Consider the following 17,791-nt stretch of genomic DNA (forward strand, 5'->3'; position numbering starts at 1 on the left):
AATCGTCATATAGTCTTAATCTTCTACTTTATGATGCGTATCCGGATTCTATTGTTTTTTTGCAAAGATACTATCATTAACCATTTGTAACGAATCCTGGATCTCTTCCCCAGTAACGGATGTTGCTGTTTTTTCGAGAACCAATTGTTGATTATATGTTTTTATCAATGCATGATTGAACAAATACCCTTGTTGCAGGTAACCCTCTTTTCGAAAGTGGATGCGATCGGCACTAAAGAGTTCAGCGTCGTACCATTTCTTGCTGGAGTTTTTTCCGCCAGTAATAGCAAACATATCCCAACAGGCGATTCCATGTTGACGGGCATAGTTGACAATCGCCTTGGCGGCACGTTCAATATTCTCGTTGCGCACGTAGGTATATTTTTTATTCACATAGGCACGTCGAAAACATTCGGGGGGCGTAGTGAACAGTAATGTTGTATTAGGCAGATGTGTTTTGATCAGTGCGATGAATGCATCTATCTGTTTGGTAAACTCGGTAGCGGTAAACCGTCGTCCGAAAGTTTCGTTTGTCCCCAGGGAAATAATTAACAGGGATGGGTGCAAAAGTGCCAACTGACGGATATAGCTTTCATCCGTATAGTTGACAAACATCGCTCCGTTGACACCAATGGAGTGATATAAGAGACCCGATCCGCCATTGGTCAGACTGAATCCGTAGTAAATATTGTCGAAATCAGCAGCCGGAAGGAGTTCGTCTGTTCCTCGTTTACGTCGTGTGCTGTGCAGTTCGAAGATATCGGTCAGACAATGAATACGGAAAGTATCGGCTAAAATATTGTCCATACATGTGTCGGTCGCCAATGAGACCTGAACAGACTCTTTCAGTGGTCCAGCCGGCAACATCGGCATAGACCCTTTACTTCGATAGAAAACAACCTGATTGAATGAATAACCGACACCATTGACAGGGGTAATTTTTAACTCAAAATTGACTGATGGCGCATCTGTCTTGATTCCGATACCCCCCGGTCCAATAGCTGTTTTCTGTTTGTTTTGAGCAATTCGACCTGTCTCCCAGTTTCTAACGACCGAATTGATATAATAATCATCCGGTTCATTGGTCTTGCTTAATTTGAACGGAGCAATCCATCCACGGCCGCCATTTCCAAATTCATCTTGCAATAGGCGCATCACTTGTCCGCTGAAATATCCCGCTTGTATATGCGAATCTCCCAGGTGTATGATGGAGATCACGGTATCTTTGCCATCCTGTAAAGCCTTTAATTCCTTAAAAAAAGGAGTTAGTGTGTAAGCAGAATCAGTAATGATGCATAACGAGTCGTTTACCTGAACTGTTATAGGTGGTAACGAATCAGGAATATGAATAATATGCCCTCTCACGAATTGTGGAAGGCAAAAATTGATAGCCAGTATAACCGGCAACAGAGAAAGACTAATGTATGGCATCCTCTGCTTTCTCATAAAACTCTTTTTCCTTGATTAAAGCATCTATCAGTGCGGTAGCTATCTCACGCCCTCCACGGAAACTTAAATGGGTATAATCCTTACTAGCCCAGCTGTTTTCAACATATTTCACAATACTGTTTTCTCCTCCCATTGCTCCGAACATATTCCAGAAAGGTATTCCGGCGCGTTTGGCGATCTGGCGTTGTGCATGTACTAATGCCATGATGCCCGGCATTGTTTTAAAATTACCGTCTTCCATATAGGCCCGATCGGAAACACTTAACAATAGAATGTCGGTATTGGGAAAACAGGTCTGAATATGCTGGATAATATGAACCATCCGCTGTACGTACCAGCCGTATTCGAGCATATCCTGACTGGCAACATTCAACCCATATTGCAAGATAATCAGATCATAAGGACGAATCTCCGAAAAACTCTGACACTGTTTGGCGGATAACCGATCAAGTATTATCCCTGAATTACCCCGTAAAGAGAAATTATCTACAACAATCCCGGTATTGTCTTCCAGAGCGACTCCAAGCGCACGGAATCCATCTGTCTCTGTAAAGGTGTACTGGGCATCGGTAAATTCACCCTCTAATACGGTTTGCGTAATTTTTTGCGTAGGTGGAAGCACCTGTGTCAATGAATCGCTCTCATTATTTATCTTCAGAGACATGACTGTCTGTTTATTCTGATTGTATATCAGCTTTAATGAAGAGGCAGTTATTTTTTCTGAAAAATATTTTGTACTTTTTATCGACATGGAGACCTCTTGACTTTGTGGTTCAAAAAACATGCCGGGTAGTGTATAGTTGTGATTTTTCTCCGCCATGATCGAATATGTTTTCCAACCGTCGGAGACGGCCTCGACCGTCGGTCGATATTGCGCGGAAACGGAGTGAATAGGAATAAACCCGACTCCTCGTCCTCCGAATATTTTTTGCAGACCCGAACGCAAATCGCCAACAAGAATATCACCTTCAATAAAAGAGTCCCCAAGGAAAGCGACACGTACCGGGCGATTGATCTCTTCTTGTTTATTCAGCGCCGTAAAAAAGTGCTTCAAACCGATATGTCCGGGTGAATAATCCTCGATCCGTTCTCCGGTTCCATCCATCCCATCGGGCGAAAACAAACTTTTATATAATGAATCCCGTTGTGCCAATACCTGCGTATTTAAACCGGTAGTCAGTGCGATTGAATCCATCACGGCAACAGAATCTATTTGAATCGAATCTTCCTGTGCCAATAGGATTTGAAGCGAGTCGGCCAGTTGGTTGTTGGATTTTATACGTATATCCGAAAACAGATCGATTCGCTTTATTTTGAATCCCAGCATATGATCCGGTAATTCATATAAAGTAAAACAGATGATCAGGGTAAAGATGAGTAAAGCCAATAAATGGCCCATATAATTTTTATTCTCCATTAACCTTTTCTTTTCGTGGCTGCAAATATAGGTATAATATTAGGAACATGAATTTGAAACAAACCGATTTTGCTGTCTATCCATTATAGTTTTAGATTGGAAATAAAATGCTGCAACAAAGAGGGTTGCAGTAGTATGGGGTATACAAAACCGTAGAGTGCTCCATAAAAATGCGCATTATGATTGATATGATCATTGGCCTGTCTGGCCATATATTGACAATAGAGTAGATATAATAACGCAAAGACGATTCCGGGAATCGGCACTATGGCAAACAGTAGAATTTTCCCCCACGGATCAAAGATGATGGATGAAAACAGAACCGCAGATACAGCACCTGAAGCCCCGATGGAAACATATAATGAGTTATCGCGTTGTTTGATCAGATCGTACACAGAAGCAAAAATCATCCCTCCGAAATACAATCCCAGAAATCCCCATTTCCCTGAACCCATCCATTCGAAAGTCCGTTCCATATAAAGACCGAATGACCAGAAAGTAAACATGTTTACCAACAGATGCATCATATCGGCATGAATAAACCCGTGGGAGATCAACCGGTACCACTCTTTATCCCGTACAACCCGAAACGGAATAAAGGCCAACCGCATAAACCAGGCTCTGTTAGAGAAACATTGAAAGGAGAGAACGGCCGTAATACCGATAATCAGATAAGTTATCATTTTGTCTGCTTTTTATACTAAAAAGGTGCAAACTTACATAAAAATCAGCATTAATAAGCGTGTACGATAAAAATAAAAGCCACTTATGTTGTTATTCCATAAATGTTTGTTGTTTGTACGATTCGGAAGGCTTGGTCGATTGAAACATACTTAAACGCATTCTGTTTTTGCGACTGGTTTACATTATTTATTCGGATTATTTCGACGGTTTTCCGATTTTGTATAACTCCTTTTTCTGTAGGAGGTAGGTCTGTTTTTTGTTAGAGGTACCTCTAAACGAATTTAGACGTACCTCTAAATTGATTTACACCTACCTCTAAATTATTTTAGACGTACCTCTAACAGAAAAGTGTCCGGATCGATGTAAAAAAAGGATCTTATCGTTTTAAGAAAATGATTAGAAGAAGTCAGTTTATTTCCATACTTTTGTATACCAACAATTCGTGTGCAGTTTTGATCAAGTAAAACACAAATAAGAACAGATGGAGTCTATCAAACAAATATATCGTATCGGACATGGGCCGTCGAGTAGCCATACGATGGGGCCGATGCGAGCCGCTAAACTATTTTTGGAACGAAACAGTGTTGTTTCTCGTTTTACTGTGACGCTGTATGGAAGCCTGGCTGCAACAGGGAAAGGGCATATGACAGATGTGGCTATTCTGGAAGTATTAGAGCCGATAGCTCCGACGAATATTGTGTGGGAACCCAAAATCGTTCTTCCGTTTCATCCGAACGGTATGCAGTTTGAATCGTTTAATGAAAAAGGTGATCTATTGGAATCCTGGACGGTGTACAGCATTGGTGGCGGTACTTTGGCTAATGAAGATTTTAATGAATTGAAGACGGCCGAAGTGTATGAAATGAATACGATTTATGATATCCAATTGTGGTGCGAGAAAACAGGTTATTCCTATTGGGAATATGTCGAACAACGTGAAGGAACTGAGATCTGGGATTATCTGGCTGAGGTGTGGCAGGTCATGCAGCAGGCGATAGTCAGAGGATTGGAGACGGAAGGTATTCTACCGGGTGGACTGGGTATTCGCCGGAAAGCTTCGGATTATCTGATCCGAGCCAAAGGGTATGGCGGAAGTATTAAAGGACGCGGGAAAGTATATGCTTATGCATTGGCCGTGTCGGAGGAGAATGCCAGTGGGGGAGAGATTGTGACGGCTCCGACCTGTGGATCATGCGGGGTATTGCCGGCTGTATTGTATCATTTAAAGGATTCGCGTGAATTCAGGGATTCACGTATTCTGCGTGCATTGGCGACGGCCGGTTTATTCGGGAATGTGGTGCGTACAAATGCGTCTGTCTCAGGAGCAGAGGTGGGGTGTCAGGGTGAAGTCGGTGTGGCTTGTGCCATGGGTGCCGGTGCGGCTTGCCAGTTGTTTGGCGGAACGCCTGCGCAGATAGAGTATGCCGCAGAGATGGGGTTGGAGCATCATTTGGGATTGACGTGTGATCCGGTCTGCGGTTTAGTACAAATTCCTTGTATAGAACGAAATGCTTTTGCTGCTGCCCGGGCATTGGATGCCAATGCGTATGCGAATTTTTCGGATGGGAAACACCGGGTCAGTTTTGATCAGGTGGTAGAGGTCATGCGTCAGACAGGGCATGATTTACCTAGTTTATACAAAGAGACATCTGAAGGAGGACTGGCTAAAAACATGGAAAAGAGATCATAAATACTAATTCTATAATTTAATTAATGAAAATGAAAACGACTGTTTATGTCATTGCAACACTAACGCTATTGATCTCATGCGGACAACAGCAGAAACAAACGGGAGAAATTGTGAAAAGTGGAAATCCGATTTTTGAAGGGTGGTATGCCGATCCGGAAGGGATCATTTACGATGATACCTATTGGATTTACCCGACGTGGAGTGACGCTTTTGACAATCAAACATTTTTTGATTGTTTTTCGTCGAAAGATCTGGTAAACTGGACCAAACATGCTTCTATACTGGACAATAACGAAGTTAAATGGGCGAAACGAGCGATGTGGGCACCAGCTGTGATTCGTAAGGATGGGAAGTATTATCTCTTTTTTGGCGCGAACGATGTGCATGAAGGTGAAATCGGAGGGATTGGGGTTGCGGTAAGTGATCGCCCGGAAGGTCCTTATAAAGATTTATTAGGTAAACCGTTGATTAATGATATCGTGAATGGCGCTCAACCGATCGATCAGTTTGTTTTTCGGGATGATGACGGGAAGTATTATATGTATTACGGCGGATGGAAACATTGTAATATGGTTTTGTTGAACGATGATTTTACGGCTATTGTTCCTTTCGAGGATGGTGAGATGTATAAGGAAGTGACTCCTGAAAATTATGTGGAAGGACCATTTATGTTCAAAAAGAACGGGAAATATTATTTTATGTGGAGTGAAGGTGGGTGGACTCGTGATGATTATTCGGTCGCTTATGCGATAGCCGATTCTCCGTTTGGGCCATTCAACCGGATTGGTGTCATTTTGCAACAAGATCTGGAGATCGCAACAGGTGCCGGACATCATTCATTGATGCAAATACCCGGAACAGAGGATTATTATATTGTGTATCATCGTCGTCCGTTGGATAATAAAGGACGTGATCATCGTGTGACCTGTATTGATCAAATGACTTTTGATGAAAACGGATTTATAAATCCGATCGTCATGACATTTGAAGGTGTTGAAGCGCGAACGATCAAATAATGTTGTAAAACAGTTTTTACTCATTATATTATTCCACTATCTTTGCTTTTGTTTGCATATTCTACTGCTATTAAATAGTGATATAACGGTATCTAGGCAGTAACCTATCTTTGAGGTAGCAAATATTAGTTGTTTATATTTTTACGTAATCGGGTTTTTGTAACCTCTTTTACCGATACGATAGTTGTTCGGATTATATCCGTATAACACGGCTTTAATGGCTTTTTCTGACCGATCGGAGAATTGTGTTACAGCCACCAAAAGAGACTTTTTTAATGTTGGATTTTAAATATAGATGAACAAAAGAACAATAAATAATTTCGGACTATGAAACCTTACGAACAACTCACTACCCGTAAAATCCTTTTGGGATATATACTGCTTATTCTTATTGCTGTAGGAGCGGTTATTTATCTGTTTAATATTACCAAACGATTAGCGAATGAAGATGATATTAACAGTGTGCCGAGAGAAAAAATCTATCTTGTCACAAATATCTTGTCTCTGGTCTATGAGAGTGAAACGATGGGTCAGTTACTTAATACTGAAGACGGGGAAGATTTCACGTATTTCAATGAGACGTTGGATAAAGCACATGCCAACATTGATTCCTTGCGACTGTTGGTGACTGATACCCTTCAATTGCTCAAAATTGATACCATCGATATGTTGCTTGAAAGAAAACGCGCAAATACGAGTGATTTACTTGGCCTGATCAAAGAAGCTAATGCCGATTTATATGCAAAAAGGATTAATAATGCATTGGCTAAAGGGGCTGAATTGATCGAAGAGATAACGATACAGGAACGGAGTGATGTGCAGCAGGATACGGTGGTTGTTGAACGACAGAAACGAAATTTCATACGTCGTGTAGCAAATGTTTTCCGACCGGAAGTGGTTGATACGGCTATACTTGTTTCGGCGAATCAGCAGGTGCAGAAAGATACCATAGTCAATGTGTATGATCCGTTTGAACTGCTTTCGAGTACATTGCAAGATATTCGTCGTGCGGTAGCTAATGAACAAAAACAGATGCGGGAAGTATTGATCAATCGCTCACCGACATTGCGGTATGATAACAGTATGATCACATCACGGATTAATCAAATACTCCGCGATATGGAAGAGGAAGAGATGGAAGCCTCTTTTGCACGTATGCAGGAGCGACAGGATTTGGTAGAAGATACCTCTAATCTGATTAATTTTATTGGCCTGATAACCATTTTTGTAACGCTTGCCTTTATCTACTTCATCATGCGGGATATCTCCAAGAGTCGATTCTATCGCCAGCAACTGGAGAAAGCGAAAACGTATGCCGAGAAACTATTACAAGCACGTGAACGGTTGATTATGACTATCAGTCATGATATCCGCGCTCCTTTATCGTCGATTATTGGTTATATTGAACTGCTGTTGCGTTCGAATCCGAACAAACAGCAACAACAATATCTTAAAAATATGAGTGGATCGTCTGCACATATTCTTTCTTTAGTGAATGATTTATTGGATTTTGAAAGTCTTGAAACAGGTAAAATGGAATTACACAAGGTCGCTTTTAAATTATCGGATTTGTTTCGTGAGATATATGAGAGTTTCAAACCTCAGGCTTCTGCAAAGGGGCTTGAACTTGTTCTTGACATTAAAGGTGATCCAGAGAAGATCTCTGTCGGGGATGTGGTACGCATTCGTCAGATCGTAGGTAATCTGGTCTCTAATGCGATCAAATTCACGTCGAAAGGGCAAGTGGTCATCACGATCGATTGTAGCCAGTTGGCAACGACAAACGAAGATGAAAATGGAGAAACGCCATCTAAACTGATTCTGACTGTAACGGATACCGGTGCAGGTATCCCGCAGGAAGAACAGAAAAAGATCTTTGGAGAGTTTGCACGTTTGGCCGGATCTGAAAAAACAGAAGGTTTCGGATTAGGTTTATCTATAACGAATCGGTTAGTTGCGTTAATGGATGGAGAACTCTTGCTTCAGAGTGTTCCTGGTGAAGGCAGTACATTTACGGTGGTCTTGCCATTACCGTTGGCGGAAAACCAGTCTGTTTCAGAGGTAGAAGTGACAGCGAACGAAGAAAAAAGTGTTGCTTTTTCAGGCAAGAACATCACCTGTCTTTTGGTAGACGATGACTTATTGCAGTTAGCCTTGATGGAAGCGATCTTAAAACAGAATAATATCCGATCGGTTTCGTGTACCAACCCGCAGGCTGTTATGGAATTATTGAGAACCGATTCGTTTGATATTGTATTAACGGATATCCAGATGCCGGAAATGGATGGGTATGCATTGGTGAAACAGATTCGGGGATCAGATTTGCCTGATGCGAAAACCTTACCGGTGGTCGTGCTTTCAGCTACAGTCGGAGAGAATAAAAAAGTATATCATGATGCCGGATTTACCGACTCATTAAGTAAACCTTTTACCACAGAACAGCTGGTGACTCTTTTGAACCAGATTTTTCCGGAAGAAATAAAGAAGAAAAACTTGAATACAGGTGCATTGACGGCTTTTGCTGCGAATGACAAAAATGCATCTGCCTCGATTTTGAAAACGTTCTCCGCGGAAACAAATAAAAGTATAACATTACTTCAGGGTGCACTGGAGAAGAATGACAGGAAAGAGGCGGCGCGTCTCGCTCATAAACTGATTCCGCTGTTTACCATGTTGGGGGCAAATATACTGGTGCAGCATTTGCGGATATTGGAACGTAATGATTTTGAATTAACCGACTCCGGTTGGATGCATTTACTGACAGATGTCATCAGACAAGCCTCTTCTATTGTGGAGGAAGTTGAATCGAGTGTGGAATGATATGTGTGGAAAATTTCCACACATGTGGACGGATTCCCCATGTATTTGGAAAGGCTTCTTTATGTGCCAAACAGGTTAATTTGTTGATAATTAATATTTTAATATTTTTGGAGGAGAAAATAACTATTCTGGTATAATATTGGTACTATAATGATCAAACAAACGTTTCTACATTTATACCGTTATATCAAAGTTTTGAAGATATTTAGCTCCAAAAACATTAAGAAGTGAAGGGCATCTCTTTAGGGGGATGCCTTTTTTTTTTGAATGAAAAACACTACTTTTACGCAACCAAATACAAAAGCGAATGACTTCCATATTAATTGTAGAAGATGATATCACTTTCTCCTTAATGTTAACTACCTGGCTAAAGAAGAAAGGTTTTGATGCAATAGCTGTATCTACTGTTAATGAGGCAAAAGAGCAAATAGAAAAGAAAGGCTATGATTTGCTGATCTCTGACTTACGTTTGCCGGACGGAGATGGTATTGATTTACTGAAATGGCTGAACGAAAAGTCGATCACTATTCCGGTGATTATGATTACCAGCTATGCTGAGGTACAGACTGCGGTTCAGGCTATAAAGCTGGGTGCTTCTGATTATATCGGCAAGCCGGTGAATCCGGATGATCTTTTGAAAAAAATCAATGAAACACTTCAGGGAAATTCTTCAGCAAAACAACAGGATGCTCCACCACGTACACAACATTCTTCTGATACCGACTCTTTTTCAGGAAAATATATTGTAGGCAAGAGTGCTGCTGCGATTCAATTATATGATCATGCCCGATTGGTGGCTCCGACCGATATGTCTGTGCTTATTACCGGATCGAGTGGTACCGGCAAAGAGTATGTGGCACGTTATATTCATGAAGAAAGCAATCGTAAAGGAGGTCCTTTTATTGCCGTAGACTGCGGTGCTATACCCAAGGATCTGGCAGCATCAGAGTTCTTCGGTCATATGAAAGGGTCATTCACCGGGGCTATAGACAATAAAACCGGTGCTTTTGTTGCGGCACAAGGAGGAACTGTCTTTCTGGATGAGATAGGTAATCTCTCTTATGAAGTACAGATGCAACTACTCCGTGCTTTGCAGGAACGTAAAGTCAAACCGATCGGAAGTAATCAGGAAATAACAATCGATATTCGACTCATTTCGGCAACGAATGAGAATCTACGTGAAAATATCTCGGGAGGAGATTTTAGGGAGGATCTTTACCACCGTATCAATGAGTTTACGATCCGTATACCGGACTTAAAAGAACGTAAAGAAGATTTTAAATTGTTTGTGGATCATTTCCTGAATCTATCTAACAATGAATTGAATAAGCATATTCAAGGATTTGATGAGGAGACTTATCAGATATTAGAAGCCTATAACTGGCCGGGAAATCTTCGCCAGATGCGGAATACGATTAAATATGCAACGCTTTTGGCTACAGGAGGAAAAATAAGGAAAGGCGACTTGCCGGCAGAGTTGTTTGTTGCTTCTTCGGCTCCGGTTTCTACCTCGACTTCTATCGGTTCGTTAAAAAAGGAGGAGCATGAATCCAATCTGATTAAGCAAGCACTTCGGGAATCGGGATACAATAAAGCTAAGGCAGCCCGTTTACTGGGTATAGACCGCAAGACATTGTACAACAAGATGAAGTTATATAATCTGGATAATTAATCCATCATCAGATTCATATATGCTTTTCGTTCATTATACCCCAATGTAAGAGCGGTTAGTTCCTGTATATTCATTGTGTTTAGTAAATCGAAGGAGTGTGGATTCTCCGGATTAGTAGCTTTCCATAAGGTAATCATCTTCTGCCGATCGATAACCATAGCCATGCCATATGGATGTGTGTCGGGTAGAGACGGCGGGGTTTTGTAGATTAACTGAGGTGTTTTATAATGATTGGCGATAGCTGTTAACAGTGCGTTTTTTATTTCTTCCCGATTATAAAGTATTTCTTTTATAATGATCTTTTTGTCTTCCGCAAAAGAAATAAAGGCGATCCCTGTAACGTCATTTTTTTCGTTAGTTGCTACTGCAACATCTCCTCCATCCAGCCGGTTATCAGTCACAATATTTTTGAAATCATCTTCAGAATGCAAGATACTCATTGGTCTTTCTCGCAATTTCCGGTCAAAATAGATATAGGAAGAATGAAAGAGTTCCTCATTTAAGGGTTTAATCTGTATATGATTGTTTATCGATCCAGGTTCTTTTATTGAAAACAGACGTAGGGAGTAGTCGTAAACAGGAGTATATCCTTGTGTCTGATAGTAATAGAAAAGTGATTTCTCTGCAGGAATCAATACTGTTATTGTCATGTTTCGCTCTTTCATCATCTCAAATGCCTGAAGCAAAAGTTGATGCATCCAACCTTTGCCTCGTTCGGAAGGATCGGTACATGCGCCTGATATATAACCGACACTGATGGTCTCTTTTCCATAAGTCATGTCGTAAGGAATCAGCTGAAGAGCAGAGATTATTTTTCCGTTTTTCGTTATCGTGAGCGCGTTTTCATCTTTGTATACTTTGTTAAAGTAGAATTGTATGAATGTATCACTATCGTTAAAGCTGGTTTTCCAGAGATCGATAATCTGTTGTTTTTTGCTCATGGATAGTCCGTTTTATCGTTGTGTATTTTTCTAAAAGTTCATAAGGATGATAAGATAATTTGGCCTGACGCAAACCCGGGATGCCTAAATCTTCTTCGCGGTTGATGTATATGTATTGTTCGGGAAGATGGGACGCGAATACCTGGTTAATGACAGCATATGCTCCGTCATAATTGATGTCTGCTTTTTCGATATGAACGGCAAATGTGTTGTGATTGACCGGAGCTCCGAATGAAAATGCCACAATCTCATTGTTTACACAAATGCCACAACCGCTTAATCCCAGTTCACTAAAATGGTGTAATGCATAGGTTAATGAACGTCGTTCATCACTTAACTCATCTTCACCTTCTTCTGTGCGATTCGCTTTATACCATTTCTTTTCCAGTTCAAGACAGAATGGAACAAGATCGGGGGTGATGGGTAAATATTCAAAATCATATTGTTTTTTAAACTTGTTGATATGATTCCGTTTGGCTTGGTATTTCTTGCCTGTTAAGGATGCCAACTCTTCTCTCAGGTAAATATAATCATAAAAATCCCTTTCTGGAATATAATGAAAGCTACCGGGTAAAGTTGTTTCTAATTTTTCTTTAGCGTCAAGGGTTATACCGAGTATTAATAGAGGATGTCCATGTTTTAATGCATCTTCTTCGAGTGTCAGTATGGCTTGTTGTAAATGACCGTTGCCTACCGGCATCATATAGGCTATCCGACTTTTATTTTCTATCCAGAAACGAATCAGCAGAAAATCGTCAACAATCGCAAATTCGCTGTTATACAAAAAGCGCCAACTGCACATATTGGCAAAAGAAAAATCACAATTACGGTAATCTGAAGACATTGTATAAGAGGTAATCACCTCCTTATCTTCTAATGTGATCGGTTTAAATGGTATTTCCATTTTTATATGAAACTTAAATTTGTTACGAGTAAAACTCCTGATCGCCTTTAAATGTTTAGAATGGGAATAATAAAGGTAATACAAATATCATGACAATACCCATAATAATCTGCAAAGGCATTCCGACCTTTACGTAATCCATAAATGTATATTTTCCAGCCGACATCACCAAAGCGTTGGGTGGAGTAGAAAACGGAGAAGCAAAGCACATACTGGCAGCAACTGTAACAGCCATAAGGAACGGATAGGGACTTACACCTATAGCCAGTGCCGACTGCATCGCAATAGGAGCAATCAGTACAGCGGTAGCCGTATTACTGATAAACATCGTCATCAACGAGGTCGTGAAATAGATACCCGCCATAAGAATGATCGGACCATAATCACCCAGCCCGCCTACCAATTTCTCGGAAATAAGTGCGGAGGTTCCTGTTTTTTCCAAAGCCAATGACATAGGAAGCATGGCTGCAATCAAAACGATACTCTCCCAATTGATTGTTTTGTAAGCATCTTCCACGCTCCGGAAACATCCGGTCAACACCATTAATATTGCAGCTATGAGTACTGCCGCAACTGCCGGAATTACTTGTGTAACCATAGCAACAATCATGAGAAGCATGATTAATGCCGCTAATGGCGCTTTATAGTCAAGTGTTACTTTGGCTGCTTCTTCGATGGGTTGTCCCAATACGACCCAATTGGTCTGTTTTTTACTTAAAAAGGTGATATTTTCCCATGTGCCTTGAATCAATAAGATATCCCCTGAATGCATCTTTATATCTTTAATGTTTGAAAGGATATATTTCCCATTGCGTTCAATACCTAATACATTTACTCCGTATTTATCCCGGAAATCAGAGTCTTTAACCGCTCTGCCTATCAGTTTTGAATCGGGAGTCAGTAACATCTCTGCAATTCCTATTTCCTGTACGCTTAGTTTTTCTGGACCGGCAAATTCAGACACTTTGGATTCAGTCATTTCAAGTTGATTCTCTTCGGCAAAACGTTGGATATGTTCAAATGCTCCAAACAGATAAAGAATGTCGCCAGGCAGAAGTTCGGTATCGGGTCCGGCCAGTTTTTGATCGACAGTTTTAAGGAATCGTCCCTGAGTGGTGGATTTGCGTCTGACCTCCAGTATGGAGATGTTATATCTCTGAGTGATATTCAGATCGACTAACCGTTTATTGGCAATCGTAGCCTGCATTCCGACTTGGACTCTGAATAAATTATCGGTCAATTGAAACTTTTGAACCAATTCTTTTGGAGAACGACTGGATGAAGTCTCTTCTCCTTTTTTCTCTTCTTTTTTGGTGAGGAAAAATTTACTTAAAGGTATAAGCACAATTAATCCGATAACAATACAGACAATCCCTACAGGTGTAAAAGAAAAGAACGAAAGATCATTGTATCCTTGCTGCGCAAGTACCCCTTGGATGACTAAGTTCGGCGGAGTTCCGATTAAAGTTGCCATACCTCCCATACTACTGGCAAATGCCATTGGCATCAAAAAACGACTCGGACTGATGTTAGCACTCATAGCCATACTCACAACAATAGGAAGCATTAACGCAACTGTCCCGGTATTACTGACAAACCCTCCTATAAAGGCTGTCACCAGTACAATCAATATGAATAGTTTAATTTCACTTTTTCCGGCTAATTGCAGAATCTTGCCACTAATCATTTTAGCCAATCCCGTTTTAAAGATAGCGCCTCCAACCACAAACAAGCCAACCATCATAATAACGATGGAGTTAGCAAATCCCGAAAGCGCTTCTTCCGGAGTAAGGATGTTAAATAAAATAAGGAGCACTAATGCACATAGAGCGACAATGTCTGAACGTATTTTTCCGTTGACAAAGAAAAAGGCGGCAACAGCCAGAATAATAAGCGTTGTGAGCATAAGAACGTATTATTGTTTGAAGATCCATTTCAGAGAGTAAAACTACAAACATTCTTAAAAAGTTTAGTGGTTCGAATAGCTTTTATTTTGTGATGAAATAAAGATGCTGTGTATCAATGGCCTGTCGTGAACGACCAATGTGTCGGTCTGGGGGCAACACAGGAAGGCTGTCTATTGTTTTTTGTTAAAAATCGATTTGTTCCGCCTCAGTTTATTCAAAACCTACCCGCTTTGTCTCGATAAAAATGAGAGTAATCTGGTTTGAAGTTATTTGTAAAACTAAAAAAACGTTATAACCAGTTGATGAAAAAAGAATGATAGCAAAACGATAACTTCGTTATTATTTGACGTTGTTGTGTTTAGTATTAATATATTGTTTTTGTGCTTCTGTGTTTTAACGATGTTAATTTAACATAATTGCTCATTGGTGTGTTGTCTGAGTTATTGAATATTTAGAAATGTTTGCTTTTTTGATTAATGAATATTTAAAAAATATAATTATTTAATTTTTGTACGAAATAATTATTATTTTTGTGGCGGAAGTAAAACAAGGCTCTCTGGCTATCATTAGATATCAGAGAACAATCACTACAAACAAAAGGGATGAATACAGGAACTACTGAAACTTTTCCTAATACGAGAAGAACTATCTTGATCGCTGAAGATGAAGATAGTAACTATCTATTGCTTTATACCATATTATCAAAATTCTGCAATTTAAAACGTGCTAAAACGGGAAAGGAAGCCATTACATTATTTGAAGAAGGAGGGATCGATTTAATTCTAATGGATATTAAGATGCCTGAGATGACAGGTATAGAAGCTTTAGTAGAGATTAGAAAAACGGATAAAACCATTCCGATCGTCATGCAATCTGCTTATGCGTTTGATGTGGATATGGAATATGCCCGAAATGCAGGCGCTTCTGATTTTATTACAAAACCAATCAACCAGAAAGTACTGAAGTCTACAATTAGTAACTATTGCCCGGATATCGAGTGGCAAGTTAAATAATGTAGAATTACTTGTTCGTATGTAGGGTTTTTGACTCATATCGTTCTCCTTTTATGGATTAATTTGTTATATTTGTGCTATACCTCACACAGCACAAGATCTATAATAGATTTTCCATCTAAGTGATTAACAAATATGATGATCAAAAAACGACTCGATTTTGATTTAATACGATTAAGAAAAGAATACGAACAGTTATTACCCCAGTTGGTCGCTTTCGCTCGCGAAACTGAAACCCCAGAACATTTTAAGGAGAAACTACGCTGTTATCTTGCGGCAGTAAAAGAGGATCATTTCAGAGAAGACGTGAAAAAACGGCTTCTATTGATGATCGACTATGATCAATCGTTTGTCGACGAGTTGTCGACAGGCAATCAGATATGCATAAATACCGCCGTTTATTTGTGGCAATTTTTGAATGGCTGGTTAACGGAAGATTTTTCAACGGATTTATTTCTCGATCTTTTCTATCAGTTTCTGTTTTTACAGCAACCTTTGGTATATACCGCAGACCGTTCCAGGGTCAAAAGACAGATGAACCGTTGGCCGACAGGTCTTGACCCGAATGTGATTGCTATCCGTAAAGCCAATAAAGAGCGGATCATTCGTGAATTGATCCGGAAAATAGACAAACGGCATGCCCCTTCCTCCAAATATTATTTCCCCGATGGATTGACTTATGAAGAAAAATACAGGCAGGTGAATGAGTGGTGGAGCAGTTCACGTTTTCATCTGGCTATGGCTCTGAAAGGCCCCACAGAATTGAATACCTTTTTAGGAAATACCCTTTCGGAGGCGACCATGAAACTTCTTATACAAGCAAAGCGAAAAGGGATGCCTTTTTTCGTGACTCCTTATTATTTATCACTGCTCAATATCGAAGGGAAAGGTTATGACGATGCGACTATCCGTTCTTATATTCTTTATTCCAATGAACTGGTCGAAACCTATGGGGAGATAAAAGCGTGGGAAAAAGAAGATCTATTGGAATCGGGCAAACCCAATGCTGCGGGATGGTTGCTTCCTGATGAAAAAAATATTCACCGTCGTTATCCGGAGGTAGCCATTTTAATTCCTGATTCCATGGGACGTGCTTGTGGCGGCTTATGTGCCTCTTGCCAGCGGATGTATGATTTTCAGAGTGAACGTTTGAACTTTGATCTTGAATCGTTGAAACCCAAAGAATCGTGGGATAAGAAACTACGGCGGTTGATGACCTATTTTGAAGAAGATGCCCAATTGCGGGATATCTTGATTACCGGCGGGGATGCATTGATGAGTCAGAATGGTACATTACGAAAAATATTGGAGGCTGTCTATAAAATGGCTGTTCGAAAACGTAAAGCGAATGAAGGACGGAGGGATGGTCAGAAATATGCCGAACTTCAGCGCATCCGTTTAGGATCACGTCTGTTGGCCTATCTGCCTTGCCGGGTAACGAATGAGTTGGTGGAGATCTTAAGGGAGTTCAAAGAAAAAGCTTCCCAGGTAGGGATTTCTCAGTTTTATATTCAGACCCATTTTCAATCTCCATTAGAAGTTACTCCGGAGGCCAAACAGGCCATTGAGGCGATCCTTTCTGCCGGGTGGGTGGTCACCAATCAGTTGGTTTTTACTGTCGCTGCTTCACGTCGTGGACATACAGCCAAACTACGGCAGACACTGAATGCGGTCGGAGTTGTCTGTTATTACACATTTTCGGTAAAAGGTTTTCGTGAAAACTATGCGGTATTTACCCCCAATAGCCGCTCCTTGCAAGAGGCGAATGAAGAAAAGATATTCGGCCGCATTCCCGTTGATAAACAAAAAGAGTTACATCACTTGATTAATCATCATCACTCCCTGGGAAAAAACTTGCTTCGTTTTCTGAAAGCGAATGAGTTGTTGTTTGCCGGAACCGACCGCAATGTGCTCAATCTGCCTGGAATAGGAAAGAGCATGACTTTTAAGGTGATCGGTCTGACGAAAGAAGGAAAACGTATCTTACGTTTTGATCACGATATCAGCCGTTGGCATAGTCCGATTATCGACCGGATCGGCGAGGTCTTTATTGTAGAGAATAAATCGATAGCCGCCTATTTACGGCAGTTAAGAGAGATGGGAGAAGATGTTGCTGAATATAGTTCTATCTGGAATTATTGTGAAGGGGAAACCGAGCCGCGTTTTAGTATCTATAACTATCCCGATTATTCGTTTGATGTCACCCCTGAAATGACCAATCTGCAGATCGATAAAACGGTTGACGAATAATAATCGATAGTGAGAAACAGAGGTGATC

12 protein-coding genes are annotated in these 17,791 nt (G+C 40.5%); 6 read left to right on the forward strand and 6 right to left on the reverse strand.

Annotated elements, in window-relative coordinates:
* Nucleotides 1-48 precede the first annotated feature (48 nt).
* From M2135_RS12910 to M2135_RS12920, 3 genes are all read right to left on the reverse strand, one after another.
* Nucleotides 49-1,446, reverse strand: coding sequence for a GDSL-type esterase/lipase family protein (locus M2135_RS12910; protein ID WP_280748929.1), 1,398 nt, complete (start codon nt 1,444-1,446; stop codon nt 49-51).
* A complete protein-coding gene (locus tag M2135_RS12915) occupies nt 1,418-2,866 on the reverse strand; it encodes a hypothetical protein (protein ID WP_280748930.1) in 1,449 nt (482 codons plus the stop codon). Before M2135_RS12915 ends, M2135_RS12910 begins: the two co-directional genes overlap by 29 nt.
* Nucleotides 2,867-2,949: 83 nt before the next feature.
* Nucleotides 2,950-3,549 (reverse strand): rhomboid family intramembrane serine protease, encoded by a 600-nt coding sequence (locus tag M2135_RS12920; RefSeq protein WP_280748931.1) that lies wholly within the window; start codon nt 3,547-3,549, stop codon nt 2,950-2,952.
* 482 nt (nt 3,550-4,031) lie between these two features.
* Here M2135_RS12920 and M2135_RS12925 point away from each other — a divergent pair, with 482 nt between their 5' ends.
* The 4 genes from M2135_RS12925 (at nt 4,032) to M2135_RS12940 (ending at nt 10,748) form a co-directional block, all read left to right on the forward strand.
* Nucleotides 4,032-5,240 (forward strand): L-serine ammonia-lyase, encoded by a 1,209-nt coding sequence (locus M2135_RS12925; RefSeq protein ID WP_280748932.1) that lies wholly within the window; start codon nt 4,032-4,034, stop codon nt 5,238-5,240.
* A 29-nt stretch (nt 5,241-5,269) separates the two neighbouring features.
* The gene (locus M2135_RS12930; protein ID WP_280748933.1) at nt 5,270-6,256 is read left to right on the forward strand and encodes a glycoside hydrolase family 43 protein; all 987 of its coding nucleotides are present in this window, start codon (nt 5,270-5,272) and stop codon (nt 6,254-6,256) included.
* A 327-nt stretch (nt 6,257-6,583) separates the two neighbouring features.
* Nucleotides 6,584-9,076, forward strand: coding sequence for an ATP-binding protein (locus M2135_RS12935; RefSeq protein WP_280748934.1), 2,493 nt, complete (start codon nt 6,584-6,586; stop codon nt 9,074-9,076).
* A gap of 307 nt (nt 9,077-9,383) precedes the next feature.
* The gene (locus tag M2135_RS12940) at nt 9,384-10,748 is read left to right on the forward strand and encodes a sigma-54 dependent transcriptional regulator (RefSeq protein ID WP_280748935.1); all 1,365 of its coding nucleotides are present in this window, start codon (nt 9,384-9,386) and stop codon (nt 10,746-10,748) included.
* Here the strand turns inward: M2135_RS12940 and M2135_RS12945 are convergent.
* Genes M2135_RS12945 through M2135_RS12955 form a run of 3 tightly spaced genes read right to left on the reverse strand, consistent with a single transcriptional unit; the run spans nt 10,745 to nt 14,499 of the window.
* A complete protein-coding gene (locus tag M2135_RS12945) occupies nt 10,745-11,689 on the reverse strand; it encodes a GNAT family N-acetyltransferase (RefSeq protein WP_280748936.1) in 945 nt (314 codons plus the stop codon). The genes M2135_RS12940 and M2135_RS12945 overlap by 4 nt on opposite strands.
* Nucleotides 11,643-12,593: a phosphatidylglycerol lysyltransferase domain-containing protein gene (locus M2135_RS12950; protein WP_280748937.1), complete on the reverse strand. Its 951-nt coding sequence runs from the start codon at nt 12,591-12,593 to the stop codon at nt 11,643-11,645. Before M2135_RS12950 ends, M2135_RS12945 begins: the two co-directional genes overlap by 47 nt.
* A 55-nt stretch (nt 12,594-12,648) precedes the next feature.
* Nucleotides 12,649-14,499, reverse strand: a complete 1,851-nt coding sequence (locus M2135_RS12955) for an SLC13 family permease (protein ID WP_280748938.1) — start codon at nt 14,497-14,499, stop codon at nt 12,649-12,651.
* Nucleotides 14,500-15,102: 603 nt separating this feature from the next.
* Here M2135_RS12955 and M2135_RS12960 point away from each other — a divergent pair.
* Together M2135_RS12960 and M2135_RS12965 are read left to right on the forward strand one after the other, a co-directional pair.
* Nucleotides 15,103-15,513: a response regulator gene (locus M2135_RS12960; RefSeq protein ID WP_280748939.1), complete on the forward strand. Its 411-nt coding sequence runs from the start codon at nt 15,103-15,105 to the stop codon at nt 15,511-15,513.
* Between the two features lie 135 nt (nt 15,514-15,648).
* Complete coding sequence (locus tag M2135_RS12965) at nt 15,649-17,763, forward strand: KamA family protein (protein ID WP_280748940.1); 2,115 nt, start codon at nt 15,649-15,651, stop codon at nt 17,761-17,763.
* Nucleotides 17,764-17,791: the final 28 nt, after the last annotated feature.

The organism is Parabacteroides sp. PF5-9 (assembly GCF_029893105.1).
GTDB lineage: Bacteria > Bacteroidota > Bacteroidia > Bacteroidales > Tannerellaceae > JARXWG01.